This is a genomic window from Massilia violaceinigra (genome assembly GCF_002752675.1).
Taxonomy (GTDB): domain Bacteria; phylum Pseudomonadota; class Gammaproteobacteria; order Burkholderiales; family Burkholderiaceae_D; genus Telluria_A; species Telluria_A violaceinigra.
In genome coordinates this window covers 2,328,852-2,345,510 of the sequence record NZ_CP024608.1, presented here as the reverse complement: position 1 = coordinate 2,345,510, position 16,659 = coordinate 2,328,852, and the positions used below count along the sequence as shown (strand labels likewise).

General features: G+C 67.0%; 14 protein-coding genes. 7 read left to right on the top strand and 7 right to left on the bottom strand.

From position 1 onward, the window contains the following. The first annotated feature begins 95 nt into the window (after positions 1 to 95). The 3 genes from CR152_RS10625 to CR152_RS32810 all read left to right on the top strand — a co-directional run bounded on the left by CR152_RS10625 (position 96) and on the right by CR152_RS32810 (position 3,816). On the top strand, positions 96 to 1,730 hold the full coding sequence (locus tag CR152_RS10625) for an ATP-binding domain-containing protein (RefSeq protein WP_099874893.1): 1,635 nt from the start codon (positions 96 to 98) through the stop codon (positions 1,728 to 1,730). Between the two features lie 152 nt (positions 1,731 to 1,882). Beyond that, a complete protein-coding gene (locus tag CR152_RS10620) occupies positions 1,883 to 3,670 on the top strand; it encodes a hybrid sensor histidine kinase/response regulator (protein WP_167399885.1) in 1,788 nt (595 codons plus the stop codon). Then, positions 3,655 to 3,816 carry a hypothetical protein gene (locus CR152_RS32810; protein ID WP_157778430.1) on the top strand — a complete coding sequence of 54 codons (162 nt, stop codon included), beginning with the start codon at positions 3,655 to 3,657 and terminating at the stop codon, positions 3,814 to 3,816. The genes CR152_RS10620 and CR152_RS32810 overlap by 16 nt, the downstream gene beginning before the upstream one ends. A gap of 25 nt (positions 3,817 to 3,841) precedes the next feature. On the opposite strand, the gene CR152_RS10615 is transcribed toward CR152_RS32810, so the two are convergent. After that, positions 3,842 to 4,585 carry a LytR/AlgR family response regulator transcription factor gene (locus CR152_RS10615; protein WP_099874891.1) on the bottom strand — a complete coding sequence of 248 codons (744 nt, stop codon included), beginning with the start codon at positions 4,583 to 4,585 and terminating at the stop codon, positions 3,842 to 3,844. A gap of 224 nt (positions 4,586 to 4,809) precedes the next feature. On the opposite strand from CR152_RS10615, the gene CR152_RS10610 reads away from it, so the two are divergent. From CR152_RS10610 to CR152_RS10595, 4 genes are all read left to right on the top strand, one after another. Further along, positions 4,810 to 5,820: a formylglycine-generating enzyme family protein gene (locus CR152_RS10610; protein WP_099882175.1), complete on the top strand. Its 1,011-nt coding sequence runs from the start codon at positions 4,810 to 4,812 to the stop codon at positions 5,818 to 5,820. A 58-nt stretch (positions 5,821 to 5,878) separates the two neighbouring features. Then, positions 5,879 to 7,009 (top strand): sensor histidine kinase, encoded by a 1,131-nt coding sequence (locus CR152_RS10605; protein ID WP_229413342.1) that lies wholly within the window; start codon positions 5,879 to 5,881, stop codon positions 7,007 to 7,009. Between the two features lie 182 nt (positions 7,010 to 7,191). Continuing rightward, positions 7,192 to 7,623, top strand: coding sequence for a cupin domain-containing protein (locus tag CR152_RS10600; RefSeq protein WP_099874889.1), 432 nt, complete (start codon positions 7,192 to 7,194; stop codon positions 7,621 to 7,623). Between the two features lie 20 nt (positions 7,624 to 7,643). Further along, positions 7,644 to 8,720, top strand: a complete 1,077-nt coding sequence (locus CR152_RS10595; RefSeq protein WP_099874888.1) for a redoxin family protein — start codon at positions 7,644 to 7,646, stop codon at positions 8,718 to 8,720. A gap of 27 nt (positions 8,721 to 8,747) precedes the next feature. On the opposite strand, the gene CR152_RS10590 is transcribed toward CR152_RS10595, so the two are convergent. The 6 genes from CR152_RS10590 to CR152_RS10565 all read right to left on the bottom strand — a co-directional run bounded on the left by CR152_RS10590 (position 8,748) and on the right by CR152_RS10565 (position 16,656). Then, on the bottom strand, positions 8,748 to 10,127 hold the full coding sequence (locus CR152_RS10590; RefSeq protein WP_208640106.1) for an ATP-binding protein: 1,380 nt from the start codon (positions 10,125 to 10,127) through the stop codon (positions 8,748 to 8,750). Beyond that, complete coding sequence (locus tag CR152_RS10585; protein ID WP_099874887.1) at positions 10,094 to 10,834, bottom strand: response regulator; 741 nt, start codon at positions 10,832 to 10,834, stop codon at positions 10,094 to 10,096. Before CR152_RS10585 ends, CR152_RS10590 begins: the two co-directional genes overlap by 34 nt. 92 nt (positions 10,835 to 10,926) lie before the next feature. After that, entirely contained in the window at positions 10,927 to 11,616 is a 690-nt protein-coding gene (locus CR152_RS10580; protein WP_099874886.1) for a hypothetical protein, read from the bottom strand. A 174-nt stretch (positions 11,617 to 11,790) separates the two neighbouring features. Beyond that, on the bottom strand, positions 11,791 to 13,257 hold the full coding sequence (locus tag CR152_RS10575) for a sigma-54-dependent transcriptional regulator (protein WP_099874885.1): 1,467 nt from the start codon (positions 13,255 to 13,257) through the stop codon (positions 11,791 to 11,793). Positions 13,258 to 13,262: 5 nt separating this feature from the next. Beyond that, entirely contained in the window at positions 13,263 to 13,961 is a 699-nt protein-coding gene (kdpE, locus tag CR152_RS10570; RefSeq protein WP_099874884.1) for a two-component system response regulator KdpE, read from the bottom strand. Continuing rightward, positions 13,954 to 16,656 carry a DUF4118 domain-containing protein gene (locus CR152_RS10565; RefSeq protein ID WP_099874883.1) on the bottom strand — a complete coding sequence of 901 codons (2,703 nt, stop codon included), beginning with the start codon at positions 16,654 to 16,656 and terminating at the stop codon, positions 13,954 to 13,956. Before CR152_RS10565 ends, kdpE begins: the two co-directional genes overlap by 8 nt. Positions 16,657 to 16,659: the final 3 nt, after the last annotated feature.

Genomic DNA, 16,659 nt, shown 5'->3' with positions numbered 1-16,659 from the left:
CGGGCGCTGCCGGACCATCTATCAAGCGCGCGGTCTTCGCCCGTACAGCGCTTACAATATTGTTTTAACCACCACGGCGCGCGCGCCCCGATCCCATGGCCCACATTCATCCTACCGGCTGGCAAGAGATGGCGGTCACCGGCACCGCCGTGCGCGAGATCGACACGCTGAGCTATCTCGAGACGAGGCTGGCCGATGCGCCCTACCGCATCTACCACGGCGTGCACTGGACCAACGTCGAGAATGGCTTTTCCGCCTTTGGCGAGATCGATTTCATCATCGTGGCGCCCAGCGGACGGGTGCTGCTGATCGAGCAGAAATCGGGCCTGCTGAACGAAACGGCCGATGGCCTGGTCAAGCATTACGAGGGCAAGCCGCGCAAGGTCGCCAATCACCTGATGCGCTCCATCAAGGGCCTCACCGAACGCTTCGGCGGCGAGCTGTCCATCGATTACCTGCTGTACTGCCCCGATTACATCGTGCGCAACCCGCACCTGGCGGGCATCGACCCGCGCCACATCATCGACGCCACCAATAAGGACCGGCTGGCGAAAGTGATCCGCGACATCCTGCCCATGACCGATACCGCCCCTGGCGAGCAGTTCGAGAAAGTGACGCGTTTTCTCGGCAACATGCTCAGCTTGCGCCCCGATCCCAGCGCCATGATCGGCAATGCCGCCGCCATGGTCACGCGCCTGTCCGGCGGCCTGGCCACCTGGGCCCGGCGGCTGGAATTCACCCCGTTCCGGCTGCGCGTGGTGGGTACCGCAGGCAGCGGCAAGACCCAGCTGGCCCTGGCCGAATACGCCGCCGCCATCGAGGCCGGCCTGTCGCCCCTGTACGTCTGCTACAACCGGCCCCTGGCCGATCACATCGAGCGGCTGGTCCCTCCCGGCGGACGGGTCGCCACCTTCCACATGCTCAGCGACGCGTTCCTGCGCGCCCAAGGCCACATCCCCAACTACGCCGCGCCCGGCGTGTGGGACGAGATCGAAGCGAGGATGGCCAGCGCCGAGCTGCCGGAAACCTGGAAATACGATGTGCTGATTGTCGACGAGGGGCAGGATTTCTCGCTCGCCTGGCGCGACATCCTGCTGCGCATGCTCAAGGACGATGCCCGCGCCATCTGGCTGGAAGACCCCAACCAGAACCTGTACGGCCGCCCCACGGTGCCGCTGCCGGGCTGGGTCAAGCTGCATTCGGATACCAATTTTCGCAGCCCGCGCCAGATTGTCGACATGCTGGCATCGATCGGCGCGGTGCACCCGCCGGTCGAGGCAGGCAGCCCATTCAAAGGCGCCGACATCGAGGAACTGATGTATCCCGAGGGCGATACCGAGGCGATGCTGGCGCAGACCCGGCGCGCGGTCACGCTGTGCCTGGGCGCCGGGTTCGCCCGGCACGATATTGCCATCGCCTCGTTTCGCGGACGCGAAAAGTCGGCCATCCTCCGGCTCGACAAGCTCAGCGACGCCCACACGCTGAAATCGTTCACCGGCGAATACGACCTGTTCGGCAATCCGATCTACCGGGAGGGTGGCTTGCTGGCCGAATCGGTGTACCGCTTCAAGGGCCAGTCCGCGCCCGCGGTGATTTTTACCGAAATCGATTTCGCCCAGATCGACGAACTGGTGTTGCGCAAGTTATTTGTGGGAATGACGCGGGCCAGGCTCAAGCTCGTGCTGGTGCTCAGCGAACGTGCCGGGCAGCAGTTGCTGGACCGGATCTGATGCCTGCCTTTCCGCTTGTTGCTGGCATCCGCCGAATTTGCGCAATGGGGCGCGTTCGCTTGAATCGGTGAGTCCGCCTTGAACAAGGCCGCGTATCATCCGTCAACGGCCTGTTCAGAATCACTATTCGTCACGAAATGAAGGTAATCCCCATGGAAACTTTAGCCCGCCAATCCGGCATCGACGCTGTCGGCGCCATCCCCTGGGGCACGCATTTCTGCCAGTTTTATAACACCGAAGCCGACCTGACCGAAACCCTGGTCCCTTATTTTGAAGCTGGCTTGGGCGCGGGGGAGGCTTGTCTGTGGGTCACCGGCCGCAAGTTGGAAGCGGAACAGGCCGAAGCGCTGATGATCGACGCGGTGCCGGGTTTCAAGAAGTTTATTTCCTCCGGACAAATGGAAATCGTATCGATTGCCGACTGGTACGCGCCGGATGATGTCTTCGATCCGCAAACGGTCCTGCAAGGATGGATCGACAAGGAATCGGCCGCCAAGCACAAAGGTTTCAACGGATTGCGCCTGACCGGCGACACGGTGTGGGTGGAACGGTCCGGCTGGACAAGCTTCATGGAATACGAGCGCCAGGTCAACGCCTCGTTCCGGCGCCACAACCTGGTCGCCCTGTGCACCTACTGCCTGGACAACTGCAGCGCGTCCGACGTGATCGATGTGTGCTGCCAGCACCAGTTTGCGCTGGCGCGGCGCGAGGGCGCGTGGGAACTGCTGGAAAGCTCTTCCCTGAAGATCGCCAAGGATAGCCTGATCCGCCTGAACACGGAACTCGAATCGCGGGTCGAGAGCAGGACGGCCGAACTGCTCTCGGCACTGCACGCGCGCGACGAGTTCCTGGCCATGCTGGGCCATGAACTGCGCAATCCGCTCGCGCCCATCCGTACCTCGGCCGAGATCATCCGCACGCTCACCCCTGCCGATTCGCCCATCAGCGCCAGCGCCAACATCCTGTCACGGCAGGTGGGCCACCTTACCCGGCTGGTCGACGATTTGCTTGACGTTGCGCGCGTGACAAAAGGGCAGATTCAACTCGACTTGCAGGACATCCCGCTGGCCGATGTCATCTCGGCGGCAGTGGAGCAAACCCGGCCGATCATCGATCAGCACCTGCACGCCCTGTCGGTCGCGCTTCCCGCCCGCACCATGCGCGTGCGCGCCGACGCCACCCGGCTGGCGCAAGTGTTCGGCAATCTGCTGCACAACGCGGCCAAGTACACGCCCGATGGCGGCCAAGTGTCGATCGCCGCGCGCACCGTTGGCGAGCATGTCGAGATCGCGGTACGCGACAACGGGACCGGCATTCCCGACGGCATGCTCGACGCCATTTTCGGCCTGTTTTCCCAGCTTCCACGTTCGCTGGCGCGTTCCGAGGGCGGCCTCGGAATCGGGCTGACCCTGGCCAAGCGCATCGTCGACATGCACGACGGGTCGATCGTCGCGCTGAGCGACGGGCCCAATACCGGCACCGAGATCGTCGTTCGGCTGGCCCTGGCGCAAGCGGCGCCCCGCAGCGGGCCCATGCCGCTTGCCGCAAGCCTGCCCGCGGCGGCGGCGGCGGCGACGAGCCGCATTCTGCTGGTCGATGACAATGAAGATGGACGAGAAGCCATGGGGGCGTTGCTGCAGCTTCATGGTCATGATGTTCAGTTCGCTTGTGATGGAAAAAGCGCCCTGGAAGCGGCCATCGCCTTTCGGCCGACCATCATCATTCTCGATATCGGCTTGCCGGACATGGATGGCTACGAGGTTGCGCGCAGACTCAGGGCCGGTCCGCTGGGGTCACAGACCAGGCTGATCGCACTGACCGGGTACGGGCAGTCCGGCGACATCGCCGCCGCCAGCGCGGCCGGATTCGACGCCCACATTCTCAAACCGGCGCAAATGGAAAATGTCCTGGCCGAGATTGCGGCATGCAACGCGCACTGAGAACGGGGGCATGCGCCGTGACGCTCGCGCTCATGGTGCTGTCGACCAGCGGCTGTTTCACGGCCTTTACGCCCAAGCGCGATTTCTGCACGCACGACCCCAAGGACACGGCCGTGCCCATGTGTAAGCCGACAACGCCGCCGTAAGGCTGCCGCCGAACGCGGCACCGCCCTACATCGCCTTGAACAGGTGCACGAAGGCGCGGCTGACCGGCAGTTCGCGCTGGTGGCCCCTGATGCGTAAAAACAGGCGCCCGCTCTCGTCGCGCCGGGTGCCGTCCAGGAACGCCAGGTTGATCAGGGTGGAACGGTGCACCTGCCAGAACAGCTCCGGGTCGAGCTGCGCCGCCAGTTCGGTGAGCGGGGTGCGGATCAGGTGTTCGCCCGCCTTAGTCGCCACCACCGTGTATTTGTCGTCGGCGTGGAAGAACAACACGTCCTCCACCGCGATCTGGAACGTCAGTTCCCCTTGTCCGGCGCGGATATAGCGCAGGCGCGGCTGCGCGGGCGTGGCCAGCAGGCGCGCCAGCGCGCGCGCCAGGCGGGCGTCGTCCTCGGCTGGCGCGCAGGCGGCCCGGATGCGCTCCAGGGTGCGTGCCAGGCGCTCCGTTTTCACCGGTTTGAGGATGTAGTCGAGCGCCGCATGCTCGAACGCCTCCACCGCGTGGCTGTCGTAGGCCGTTACGAAGACGACCCTGGTCGGCCCTTCGATGCCCTGCGCCACTTCCAGCCCGGTCAGTCCCGGCATCTGGATATCGAGGAAAGCCAGCTCCGGCTGCAAGGTGGCAATGCCGTGCGCCGCCTCGACCCCGTTCACGGCCACCTGCACGATCTCCAGTTCCGGCCACAGCATGGCTAGCTGCTGGCGCAGGTAAAGCGCCAGGTGCGGTTCGTCGTCGGCGATCAGGGCGCGCATCGGATACGGAAGATGAAAGAGGAAGTCATGGCGCCATTGTAGTGGTGCCGGCCGCGCCACCGCCAGCGCCGCGCGACGAATCGACGCCGGCTGCGACGGGCAGCCGTCCATTCGTCGCCACGTTTGTCGATTCGTCGTTTCGCCTGTCGATCCGTCGCCCGGCCGATGGCCGGACCGGCGCGCTCTGCCATCCTGCGGCCATCTCAACCACATGCAGGCATTCCATGTTCATTCAACGCACGCTGGCCGCTTCCCTTTTCCTGTTCCCGATCGCCGCCCTGGCGGCGCCCGATTTGACGCCGATCGAGCCGCAGATGGTCACCATCAAGGCCGGCCAATTCATGATGGGCAGCGCGCGCGCGGCCAATACGCAGCCGGTGCACAGCGTGACGCTCAAGGCATTCAGGATCGGCAAATACGAAGTCACCGCGGCCGAATTCCAGCGCTTCGCCGAGGCGACCAGGTACAAGGCGCCGCGCATGTGCCTGCAAATGGCGTCGAAGCGCTGGTTCACCAGCGTGCCCAACGAGTTCGTCGACGCCGCCACCCTGCAGTCGGTCAGCAAGTTCGAACCGGCCACCTGCATCGGCTGGAATGGCGCCGACGCCTACGTGAAGTGGCTGGCCAAGGAAACCGGCAAGAAATACCGCCTGCCGAGCGAAGCGGAATGGGAATACGCCAGCCGCGCCGGCGGCAGCGGCCGCTACTTTTTCGGCAACGATGAAACCCAGGCCTGCCGCTACGCCAACCTGGCCGACCGCTCCGCCGAAGCGGCGATCCGGCGCGACTTCGATGGCCTGGAAGCGCGCGAGCACGTGGGCGTGATTCCCTGTGACGACAAGGCGGGTTACGCCAGCATCGTCGGCATGTACGAGCCGAACGCGTTCGGCTTGCACGACACGCTCGGCAATATCGCGGAATTCGTCCAGGACTGCGAGCACGACACCTACGCCGGCGCTCCCACCGACGGCAGCGCCTGGGTCGATGCCCAGTGCAAGGCACGCTCCCTGCGCGGCGGCAGCTGGCACTGGCGCGGCTTTCACGCCAGCCACCGCGGCGCCATGCCGCCCGACTTCATCGGTGCGCTGGAAGGCTTCCGGGTGGCGGAAGATATCGTTGCGCCAGCGCCCACCGAGACCAAACCGAGTCCCTTCGATCTGGAACTGGCGCAGGCGCAGCAGGCCGAACGCGCGCGCCGCGCCGCGCTTGCCGACATCCCGCGCCCGAAAGGATGAGCCAGCGAAGCTGCTACACTATTTCCCCATGGATATTCGCAACACATTGAAGCAGGCCTTGCGCAATTCTTTGATTTTAAAGAAGCGGCGCGAGGAGCCCCTTTGGGCGCGCCTGGTGGTCGGCGCCGCGCTGGCGCTCGCGGTGGCGCTGGTGCTGATGCTGGCCTCGGTCTTCCTGATGGCGAAGGCCGAGATGAGGTGGTGGACCAGTTCGCTCTCCAACAACCTGCTGCTTGGCATCTGCGCCGCTGCCGCCATGCTGCTGCTGATGCGCGTCTGCGAACGTGTGCTGCCGCAGGCGTGGCTGAGCGCCCTGTCCGCGGGACCCGACTGGCGCCCGCTCGCACTGATGAGTGCGATCCTGTTCGCGGGGGCGGCACTGGGGGTGCGCGCCGGCTACGTGGTGCTGGGACAGCTCTACGCCTACGACATGTGGAAAAAATTGTCGGGCGCGCCCATGGTGCAGCTCAAATTCGCTATTTTCGCGGCGCTGATTTTGGCAGCCAACTGGGTCTGGTGGCAGTTCCGGGCCAAGGAAAAAGCCCTGGCGCAGCAGGCTGCCGAATCGCAGTTGCGCATGCTGCAGGCGCAGATCGAGCCGCACTTCCTGTTCAACACCCTTGCCAACGTCCAGAGCCTGATCGCCACCGACGCCCCGCGCGCCCAGCTGATGCTCGAAACGTTCACCGATTACCTGCGCGCCAGTCTCGGCCAGATGCGCGCCAGCGACAGCACGCTGGGAGCGGAGCTGGAAACCGCCCATAACTATCTGCTGCTGATGCAGATCCGCATGGGAAGCCGCCTGACCTTCTCCATCGAGGCGGACGAGACCTTGCGGCAAGCCCTGCTGCCGCCGCTGCTGTTGCAGCCGCTGGTCGAAAACGCGGTGCACCACGGTGTCGGCCCCAGGCTCGAAGGCGGCCATGTCCGCCTCGGCGCCAGCGTGCGCGATGGCACGCTGGCGATCGTGGTCGACGACGATGGCGTCGGCATCGGCCAAGCGCGCCGCGGCGTGCACACAGGCAACGGCGTGGCGCTGATCAATATCCGCACGCGCCTGGAAACCCGTTTCGGCGCGCGCGCCGCCTTGCTCATCGAACCACTGGCGCAGGGAACCCGGGCGACGATGACCTTGCCGTTCCGTCCGGCAGGCCAGGAAACCGTGAAAGACCCGGGGCCGGTTTCCTGACCGGCGTCCCAGGCTACTATCTTTTGTGTCGAATTGTTTCCAGCCCTCCTTTGGACACATTGACCGCGATGTCAGGCGCATTCCCGACATCGCGCCGAAACACCGGCGCGGTCCAATGAGTCCTCGTTGACGCAGCTTGCCATCCCGGCGGGCCACGACAACGTTCACTCACAGGAGAACATATGAACGCCATTCGAATCCGCACCGCCAGATCGCTTGTACGAACCGCGGCAGGCATCATGCTGATGGCGGGAGCAGGCTTGCTGCCGTCGGCCGCAAGCGCACAAAAGTTCGGTCCCAACGGTATCGCCCGCACGGAAACCGTACGCCACGAGTTCGACAGCAAACGGGAAGCGATCCAGGTGCGCGTCGATTTCGCGCCGGGCGCCTCGTTTCCGAAACACGCCCATCCTGGCGTTGAAATCGCCTACGTCCTCAGCGGCACGGTCGAGTATGAAATGAATGGCCAAACCATCAGGCTCCAGGCCGGCGAGTCGCTGTACATTCCGGCGGGCGTGGCGCATTCGGCGAAGAATGTCGCGGCTGGCGTGAGCGCGGAACTGGCAACCTACCTGGTGGAAAAGAACAAACCCATCGTCGTTCTCGATAAATAAGATTCTGCCAAGGAAGCAACATGAACCGATATTCCATGGCCGCGCTCGCAATCGCCGTCACGCTCGGCGTGGCGACACTCTCGATGCCGGCCGGCAGCCGTGCCGCCAACGCCGGTCCCTACAGCAGCAACTTGCCGGTACAGGGCGCCATGCCGGGTTTCGACGGCGCGGTCACGTGGCTCAACAGCGCGCCGCTGACGCCGGCGCAACTGCGCGGCAAGGTGGTGCTGGTCGATTTCTGGACCTATTCCTGCATCAACTGCATCCGCACCGTGCCGTATGTGCGCGCCTGGGCCGACAAGTATCGCGGGCAGGGTCTGGCCGTGGTCGGGGTGCATACCCCCGAGTTCAAGTTCGAAGAAGACCTGACCAACGTGAGTGCCGCCGTCGCGCGCTTCCAGATCAATTTTCCCGTTGCGGTCGATAGTCACCATCGTATCTGGCAGGCCTGGGGCAACCGCGCCTGGCCCGCCTGGTATCTGGTCGATGCGAACGGCAAGATCCGCTACCGCCAGCTGGGGGAAGGTGGATACGACAAGCTGGAGCGGGCGATCCAGTCGCTGCTGGCCGAGGCGCGCGGCGGCCCGGTCGATACCACGCTGGTCGCTCCCCCCATGCCCGCCGAGCAGCTCGCGCCCGACCTGCGCCAGCTCGATTCGGCCGAGACCTATGTCGGATACAGCCGCGCCACGAACTTCCGCTCGCCTGAACGGGTCCGCTCCGGCGTGCCGCACGACTACTCGGTGGGCGCGCTCGCCCTGAACCAGTGGGGCCTGTCCGGACGCTGGACCGTGAACGCCGAATCCGCGGTGGCCGCACAAGCCGGAAGCGGCGTCACCCACCAGTTCAGCGCCCGCGACCTGCACCTTGTAATGGGAGCCGGCGCACCCGGGCGCCGTGCGCGCATCAAGGTCACCATCGATGGCCGCGCGCCGGGCGCGGACCACGGGGCCGACATCGATGCCGACGGAAACGGCCTCGTCACGGACACCCGCCTCTACCAGCTGATCCGGCAGTCCGGAACCGTACGCCAGCGGCGCGTCGAGATCCGTTTCCTCGACAGCGGGGCCGACGTGTATGCCTTTACCTTCGGATGACGGTTCAGCGGCAGCGCGCTTGCCCGGTCATGGCGCGGGCGGCGCCTCCAGGGCGCGCAACACCAGCCGCGCTTCCAGCCCGCCTTCGGGGCGATTGTGCAAGGTCAGCGCGCCCCCGAGGGTGAGCGCCAACTGGCGTGCGATGGCAAGGCCCAGGCCAGTGCCGCCGGTGTCGCGGTTGCGCGAGCTTTCGATCCGGTAAAACGGCTCGAACACCGCCTCCAGCGCCGCCTCCGGAATGCCCGGGCCCTGGTCCAGTACCCGGATCGTGATGAGCGCTTCTCGTTCAGCGGAACGCTCCATTACGATCCGTGCCTGGCCTGCATACTTGAGGCAGTTGTCGACCAGATTCGTGACGACACGGCGCAAGGCGCCGGGACGCGTGACGAGCGGCTCGCCGGGCTGGCTGTCGAACACGACGTCGGCGCCGCTGTCGCGGTAGTCGAGCGTGATGGCGTCGAGCAGGTCGTTGGGGTCGATCGCGCGCGCCGGTTCCAGCAGGCCGTGCATGGCGCGCGCATAGCCGATCCCTTGCCGCGCCAGGTCTTCGAGCTGCTGAAGATCCTTGATGAGGCGTTGCTGCTGCGGCGATTCGTCCATCAGGTCGACGCGCAGGCGCATGCGCGTGATCGGCGTTTGCAAATCGTGCGATATCGCCGCCAGGATGCGCAGCCGTTCGTCGACGTAGGCGGCGATGCGCCGCTGCATGGCATTGAAGGCACGCGCCGCGCGCACGACCTCCGACGGTCCTTGTTCAGGCATCGGAACCGGGCGCAGGTCGGGCCCGAGCGCGTCGGCTGCCTGGGCGAGGGTACGCAGCGGTTTGATTGCCAGCCGTACCGCCAGCCAGCAGGCCAGCGCGACCAATGCCAGCTGCCCCGCCAGCATGTAGGGCAGGCGCGGTGACAGGGGCAGGCCGCGGCGCGGGCGGAAGTCGACGGTCAGCGGCTGCCCGTCCGACAGCTGCACGTGCACCTGGAATCGTTCGGGTCCGCCTTCGACCGCACGCGCGGTGAATGCATAGCCAGGCGTCAGCGCGCGCGTGACGGACGCCAGCAAGCGTGCCGAGTGCGGCGCGCGAACCGGTGGCCCGTCGCTGCCGGTGCCGGACGAAAAACGGTAGCCGCCGCGTGCAAGGCGCGGCAGCCAGGCCGCCCGCTCGGCGTGGGGCAAGCGGTCGATCAGGGCAACGGCGGTGCGCACGTCGGACTCGACGTAATCGATCATCGCCCCCATGCTCGCGTCGTTGCGTTCTTCAATCGTCAGATGGGCGGAAAGGTACTGGGCCGCAGCCAGCCCCGCCAGCAGAATGAACGACAGGCGCGTGAACAGGCTGGCCGGCGCCAGCCTGCGCAAAAGGGCGATCACGCGGCTCACATCGCGCCCGCGAGCGGCGTGACCGGGCATGACAGCACATACCCTTCGCTGCGCAGCGTCTTGATGTAGCGCGGCTCGCGCGGATCGTCGCGCAAACGCTGGCGCAGGCGGCTGACAAGAATGTCGATGGAGCGGTCGAATGCCTGTGCATCGTGGCCGTGGGTCAGCTCCAGCAACTGATCGCGTGTCAGGACACGTTGCGGATGGTCGAGGAAGACCCGCAGCAGCCGGTATTCCGCGGTGCTCAGCGCGACCGCGACATCGTCATCGGCGAGCAGATGGCGTGCCACGACGTCGAGCCGCCACGCTCCGAAGCCGATCAGGCGCGTCGATTCGGTCACCTGCATATTGGGAGGAAGCATCCGCGTGCGGCGCAGCACCGCCCGGATGCGCGCCAGCAGTTCGCGCGCCGCGAACGGCTTGGCCACATAGTCGTCGGCGCCCAGCTCGAGGCCGACAACGCGATCGGTTTCATCGTCGCGCGCGGTGAGCATCAGAATCGGAATGGCGCGGTGCTTGCCCGCCCTGATTTCGCGGCACAGGACGAGCCCGTCGTCGCCAGGAAGCATGATGTCGAGAACGATGACGTCCGGCGTCGACCGTTGAAGCGCCGCCCGCATCGCGCGGCCGTCGGCCACTGCCGTACAGCACAGGCCCTGTTTTTCGAGATAGGTACTGAGCAACTCACGAATGTCCCGGTCGTCGTCCACGATCAGGACATGATCGGTCTCTCCCACGCTTTGTCTCCTTTGGTGGCTTAATGGCGGCAGGCAGCCGGCGCTCGCCGTGCTGCCAGCCTGATTGCTGAACGGAAGCCGTGCATGTGCGCTCAGCGCGCTTTTGCTTTTTTGTAGACGCCGTCGGCCAGGGAGGACTTTTCATCGGCGACCACCAGGCCTTCCTTACCCACCTTCAATTCCAGCGACGCGAACGCGGTCATGGCCGAGATGGGATTGGTCAGGCGAAATCCGGCGATGCGGGCTTTGGCGCGCTCGGGCGTCACCGCCAGCCATTGCCACTCTTCCTGGCTGTTACTGCGGCGCAGGCCGGTACGGGCCCAGACTTCGCCGGCCGGCATGGTCACGGTCGCCTCGCCATTTTTGGGGTTGGTATTGGTCACCGCGCTCTTGCCCGACTGCGCTTCAAACTTGACTTCGATGTTCTTCAAAAAAATGTCGGCCGTGCTGGCCACCGCGACCCAGGTGCCGGCCTCGGGTTCTTTCTTCGCCTTGAACTCGCTGTCGGTCTCGAGGCGGAATACCATTGGATTCTTTACCGGCGTGAGCACGATGAGCTCGTTCTTGATCTCCCAGACGCCCTCGGTGCCATCGTCTTGCGAGCCATAGATGAGCATGAACTGGAATTTGCCGTTCTTGCCCAGCCACAGCTCGGAACCGACTTCCCTCACCCCTTGCAGAAAGTAATTTCCGGGAAGTTCGTTGATGTCAGGCGGTGCGGCGAACGACGTCAGGCTGGCCGTGGCCAGGACGAGAGCGGACAGGAGCGGAAGGGTGCGCATGGCAATGTTTCCAGTTCAATTATAGAAACAGCATTCTACGCCAACGCCCCATCCCTGCGCCTGAGTCTCAGGGCTTGTCGTGCTGGGCACTGTCGACCTTGCGCAGCTCGGCGGCGCTGTCCTTTTCCTGGTCCGCTTTCGCAAAATCCTCGGTGCCCGCCACGGCGCCCCCTATCACAACACCTTGCCTGCGGCACGCCGGCGCAGGTAACGCCGTAACGCTTCGCTGGGCGTCTTGAGGGCGGCGGCGCAGCGTCCGGCGTCGCCGCCGCTGGCCGCCAGCGCCGCCTCGATCTCGGCCGGTGCGATCGCGTCAACCTGGCGGATGGCGGGATGCGCCTCGATCAGCTTGTACATCGATGGGCGCGACACCCCCAGCGCCAGCGCCGCATTGCGGATCAGCCAGCCGTTCGCCTCCAGCGCGTCCAGCACCGCCTGTCCGCTCACCTTGCCCAGCCTGACGCGCGCCGGCCGGCTCGCCACTCCAGCCGCCACGCCCGGCACCAGCGCATCGAAGGCCAGCGGCTCGCCCGCCTGCGCGGCGCTCAGGGCGCGCTGCACCACGCTGCCGAGCTGGCGCACATTGCCGGGCCAGTCGTAGTTGCACAGCTGGCTGATGAAGGCCAGCGGCAGTTCGGCGGCGCTGCCGGTGCGCGCGCTCCACGCCTGCATGAAGTGCAGCGCCAGCACGCCGATATCGCAGCGCCGCTCGCGCAGGGGCGGCAGGTGCACCACCAGCGCTTCGAGACGGCGCAGCAGACCCTGATGAAAGCCGCCGTGCTGCAGATCGTGGTCGCTGGCGCCGATCAGGCGCGCCCTGGCCGCCTCCTTGACGCGCGCGCCGGGCGGGCGGTACTCGCCGGTCTGCAGCACGCGCAGCAGCATTGCCTGCACCGCGCGCGGTGCCGTGCCTATCTTGTCGAGAAACAGGGTGCCGCCGCCCGCCCGCGCGAAGGCGCCCGTTTGCGCGCCGAACAGGTCGGCCACCGCCTGCGTTTCGCCCAGGGTCGCCATGTTCACCGTCGCCATCGGGCCGTGGCCGCGCGCGCTGGCTTGATGGATCGCCTGCGCGGCGAGTTCCTTGCCGCTGCCGGCTTCACCCAGCAGCAGCACCGGCAGGTCGGTCGCGGACACCTGCCGGATCAGCTCACGCACGCGGATCGCGGCGCTGCTTACCCCGTGCACGGAGGCGATGGCGCTGTGCTGCGGCAGGCGGTCCATCCAGTGCACGCACAGCAGCACAACGCCACCGAGGCCGATGACCAGGCCCGTGTCCACCTGTTCGGCTGTGCAGCGCGTGCCGGCGCCGGCCAGCATGGCTCCGTTCAGTTCCACCCGCATGCGGCTTTGCGGCAGCAGCAGGCTCACGCCATGGTCGCGATGGCGCCGCAGCCGCAGCGAATCGCGCGCGATGCGGCGGTGGCCGAGCGGCGCCGCGCTGGCCTCGGGGCCGCAGAACAGCGGCGCGAAGCGGTTGACCTCCATGTCGCCGCTGCCCGGCGCGGCGATGAACTGGTCGCCGATACGCTGCGGCTGCGGGTGCCACAGGATGGTCAGCGCCAGCCGCTGCGCGGCGCGGCCGGCGAGCGCGCAAACCGGCGAGGCCAGGGTGTTCTCGGCGTCGATGAGGGAATGGATCACGTGCGCTAGTCCGGCGTCAGGAGACGGTAGCCGACGCCGGTTTCGGTCACCAGGTAGCGCGGCTGCGCCGGATCGTCTTCGAGCTTGTGGCGCAGATGGCCCATGTAGATGCGCAGGTAGTGGCCATCCTCGCCGTGCGACGGCCCCCATACCTCGCGCAGCAGCTGCGGATTGGTGACCACGCGCCCGGCATTGGCCACGATGACCGACAGCAGGCGGAACTCGGTCGGCGTCAGGTGCACGTGCTGGCCGTCCTTGGTAATGCGGCGCGCTTGCAGATCCACGCTCACGGTACCGAAGCGCACCAGCGCGGCGGGCGCGGCGCCCGGCTGGCGCTGGCGGCGCAAGGTGGCGCGCACGCGCGCCTGCAGCTCGCCCACGCCGAACGGCTTGGTCAGGTAATCGTCGGCGCCGGCGTCGAGCGCGCGGATCTTGTCGGCCTCGCCCACCCGCGCCGACAGCACGATCACCGGCACCCCCGACCACTTGCGCAGGTCGGTGATGAAGGCGATGCCGTCACCGTCGGGCAGGCCCAGGTCCAGCACCACCAGGTCGGGCGTGCGCGTGCCTGCGTCGATCAGGCCGCGCTGCATGGTGGCTGCCTCGAACACGACCCAGCCCTCGTCTTCGAGCGCGGCGCGCACGAAGCGGCGGATCTGCGGTTCGTCTTCGACCAGCAGGGCGGTGGGGGCGGAATCAGTCATCAGGTGTATCGAAGGTTTCAGGTTCAGGGCCGGGCGGCGGGGTCCCGAGCGGCAAGGTGATCACAAGCGAAGCGCCGCCGATGGGCGACGCGCCAGCCTCGATTTTACCGCCATGTGCTTCGATGATCGCGCGGCAGATCGCCAGCCCCAGGCCCACGCCCGGTTTCGCCGATTCGCGCTCGCCGCGCGCGAACTTCTCGAACAGGGAGTCGGCCCGCCCCGCGGGGAAGCCCGGACCGTCGTCATAGACGCGCAATTGCAGCGATGCGCCGTGGCGCGCGCCGGCAACCACGATGGTCGAACCGGGCGGCGTGTACTTGGCGGCGTTCTCCAGCAGGTTGTACAACACCCGCTCGATCAGTACCGCGTCGAAGCGCACCAGCGGCAGGTCGGGCTCGAGTGCGGTGCGCACCACGTGCGTGCGCAGCGGCGCGGCGCAGGCCCGCAGCGCGCTGCCGACCACTTCTTCGAGCGGGTGCCACTGCATGTCGAAGGTGATCTGGCCGCTCTGGATGCGCGCCATCTCGAGCAGGTTCGCCACCAGGGCGCTCATGCGCAGCGCTTCGTCGTGCAGGATGACGGCCATGTCGTGCTGCGGCGCGGCCAGTGCGGGACTGGAGGCAGCCAGCGATTCCGACAGCCCCACCAGCAATGTCAACGGCGTGCGCAAGTCGTGCGAGAGCGCCGCCAGCAGCGAGTTGCGCAAGCGCTCGGACTCCATGTTCACCAGCGCGTCCTGCGCCACCTCGATGTAGTGCACCCGTTCGAGCGCGATGGCGGCCAGCGCGGCGAAGGTGTCGAGCTGGGTGCGCTGTTCGGGAATCAACATCCAGCGCTGCTGTTCCGGTTTGATGGCCAGCACGCCGCGCGTGCGCATCGGGGCCACCAGCGGCAGGTAGAACAGCGCACTGGCCGGCAGGGTGCCGGTGCCCAGGCCCGCGCTTTGCGCCTGGTCGAAGGCCCACTGGGCGATGCCCATGTCGGCCGTGGCGCCCGGCGGCGCCTGCAGGCGTCCGTCGGCGTCCGGCACCAGCAGGGTGGCGCCGGCGCGGAAGGCGCGGCCGATGGCGTCGCGCGTCATGTCCACGATCTGCTCGGTCTGCAGCGCGCCGGACAGCTCGCGCGCGAACTCGTACAGCGCGCGCGAACGGTGCTCGCGGTGCGCCGCCACGCGCGCCTGGAAGCGCAGGCCGGCCGTCAGGTGGCCGGTGATCAGGCCGACCGCCAGCATGACGCCGAAGGTAATCAGGTACTCCAGGTCGGAGACGGCAAAGTCGAAGCGCGGCGTGACGAAGAAAAAGTCGAAGCAGGCCACAGAGAGGCAGGTGCACAGCACTGACGGCCCGCGCCCGAAGCGTACCGCCACCAGCAGCACCACCAGCAGGAACAGCATGGCGATGTTGGCCAGGTCGACGTAGCCGACCAGTGGCGAGAGCAGCAGCGCGGCAGCCAGGCTGGCCGCGCCCGACCAGGCGTAGGCCGCGGCGCGCCGTTTGCCGCTGTTGAACGCCAGGGTGACCGTGTTCGTTTCCGGCGCCGTCGCGGCCGCACGCGGCTGGCCGCCGCCGACTTCGATCAGGTCGATGTCCGGTGCGATGCTGGCGATGCGGGCCCGGTGCGCGCGCCGCCAGGGCCAGGACGGGTGCGCGCGCGCCAGTAGCACCTTTGACATATTGTGCTCGCGCGCGTAGCCGACGATGGCTTCGGCGATGTCGCGCCCGGCCAGCACCGCCGTGCTCGCGCCCAGTTCCTGCGCCAGGCGCAGCGTTTTGAGGGTCAGTTCGCGCTGCGGCGCCGGATTGCGCTGCAGGGCGGGCGTTTCCACGTACACCGCATGCCAGTCGGCTCCCAGCTGGCCCGCCAGGCGCGCGGTGCTGCGCACCACGTGCTCCGCATCGGCGCGCGGCCCCACGCAGGCCAGCAGCGCGCCGCCGGTCTTCCAGACCGTGCCGATCGACTTTTCGATGCGGTAGGCGCGCACGTCGTCTTCGATCCGGTCGGCGGTACGGCGCAGCGCCAGCTCGCGCAGGGCGATCAGGTTCCCTTTCCGGAAGAAGTTTTTCGAGGCGCGTTCGGCTTGTTCCGGCTGATACACCTTGCCGCTGCGCAGGCGCGCCAGCAGTTCGTCGGCCGGCAGGTCGACCAGCACCACTTCGTCGGCGCCGTCGAACACGGTGTCGGGCACCGTTTCGGCCACGCGCACGCCGGTGATGCCGCCAACGACGTCGTTCAGGCTGTCCAGGTGCTGGACGTTCACCGTGGTGAACACGTCGATGCCGGCCGCCAGCAGCTCGTCCACATCCTGCCAGCGCTTGGGGTGGCGCGAGCCGGGCGCGTTGGAGTGGGCCAGCTCGTCGACCAGGATCAGGGACGGCGCGGCGGCCAGGGCGGCATCGAGGTCGAACTCCCGCAGCGCTTTGCCGCGATGGACGTGCGTGGCCGGGCCGAGGCGCTCAAGGCCATCGAGCAGGGCGGCCGTTTCGGGGCGGCCATGGGTTTCGAGCACGCCCACCAGGACGGCCACGCCGTCGGCGTTCAACTTGCGCGCGGCGGCCAGCATGGCGTACGTTTTGCCGACGCCGGCCGACGCGCCGAAGTAGATGCGCAGCCTGCCGCGCGCCGCTTTGCGTTCGTCGGTCTGGACCTGGGCCAGCAGGGCGTCGGGGTCGGGGCGTTGGGTTTCAGTTGGGGACATGGC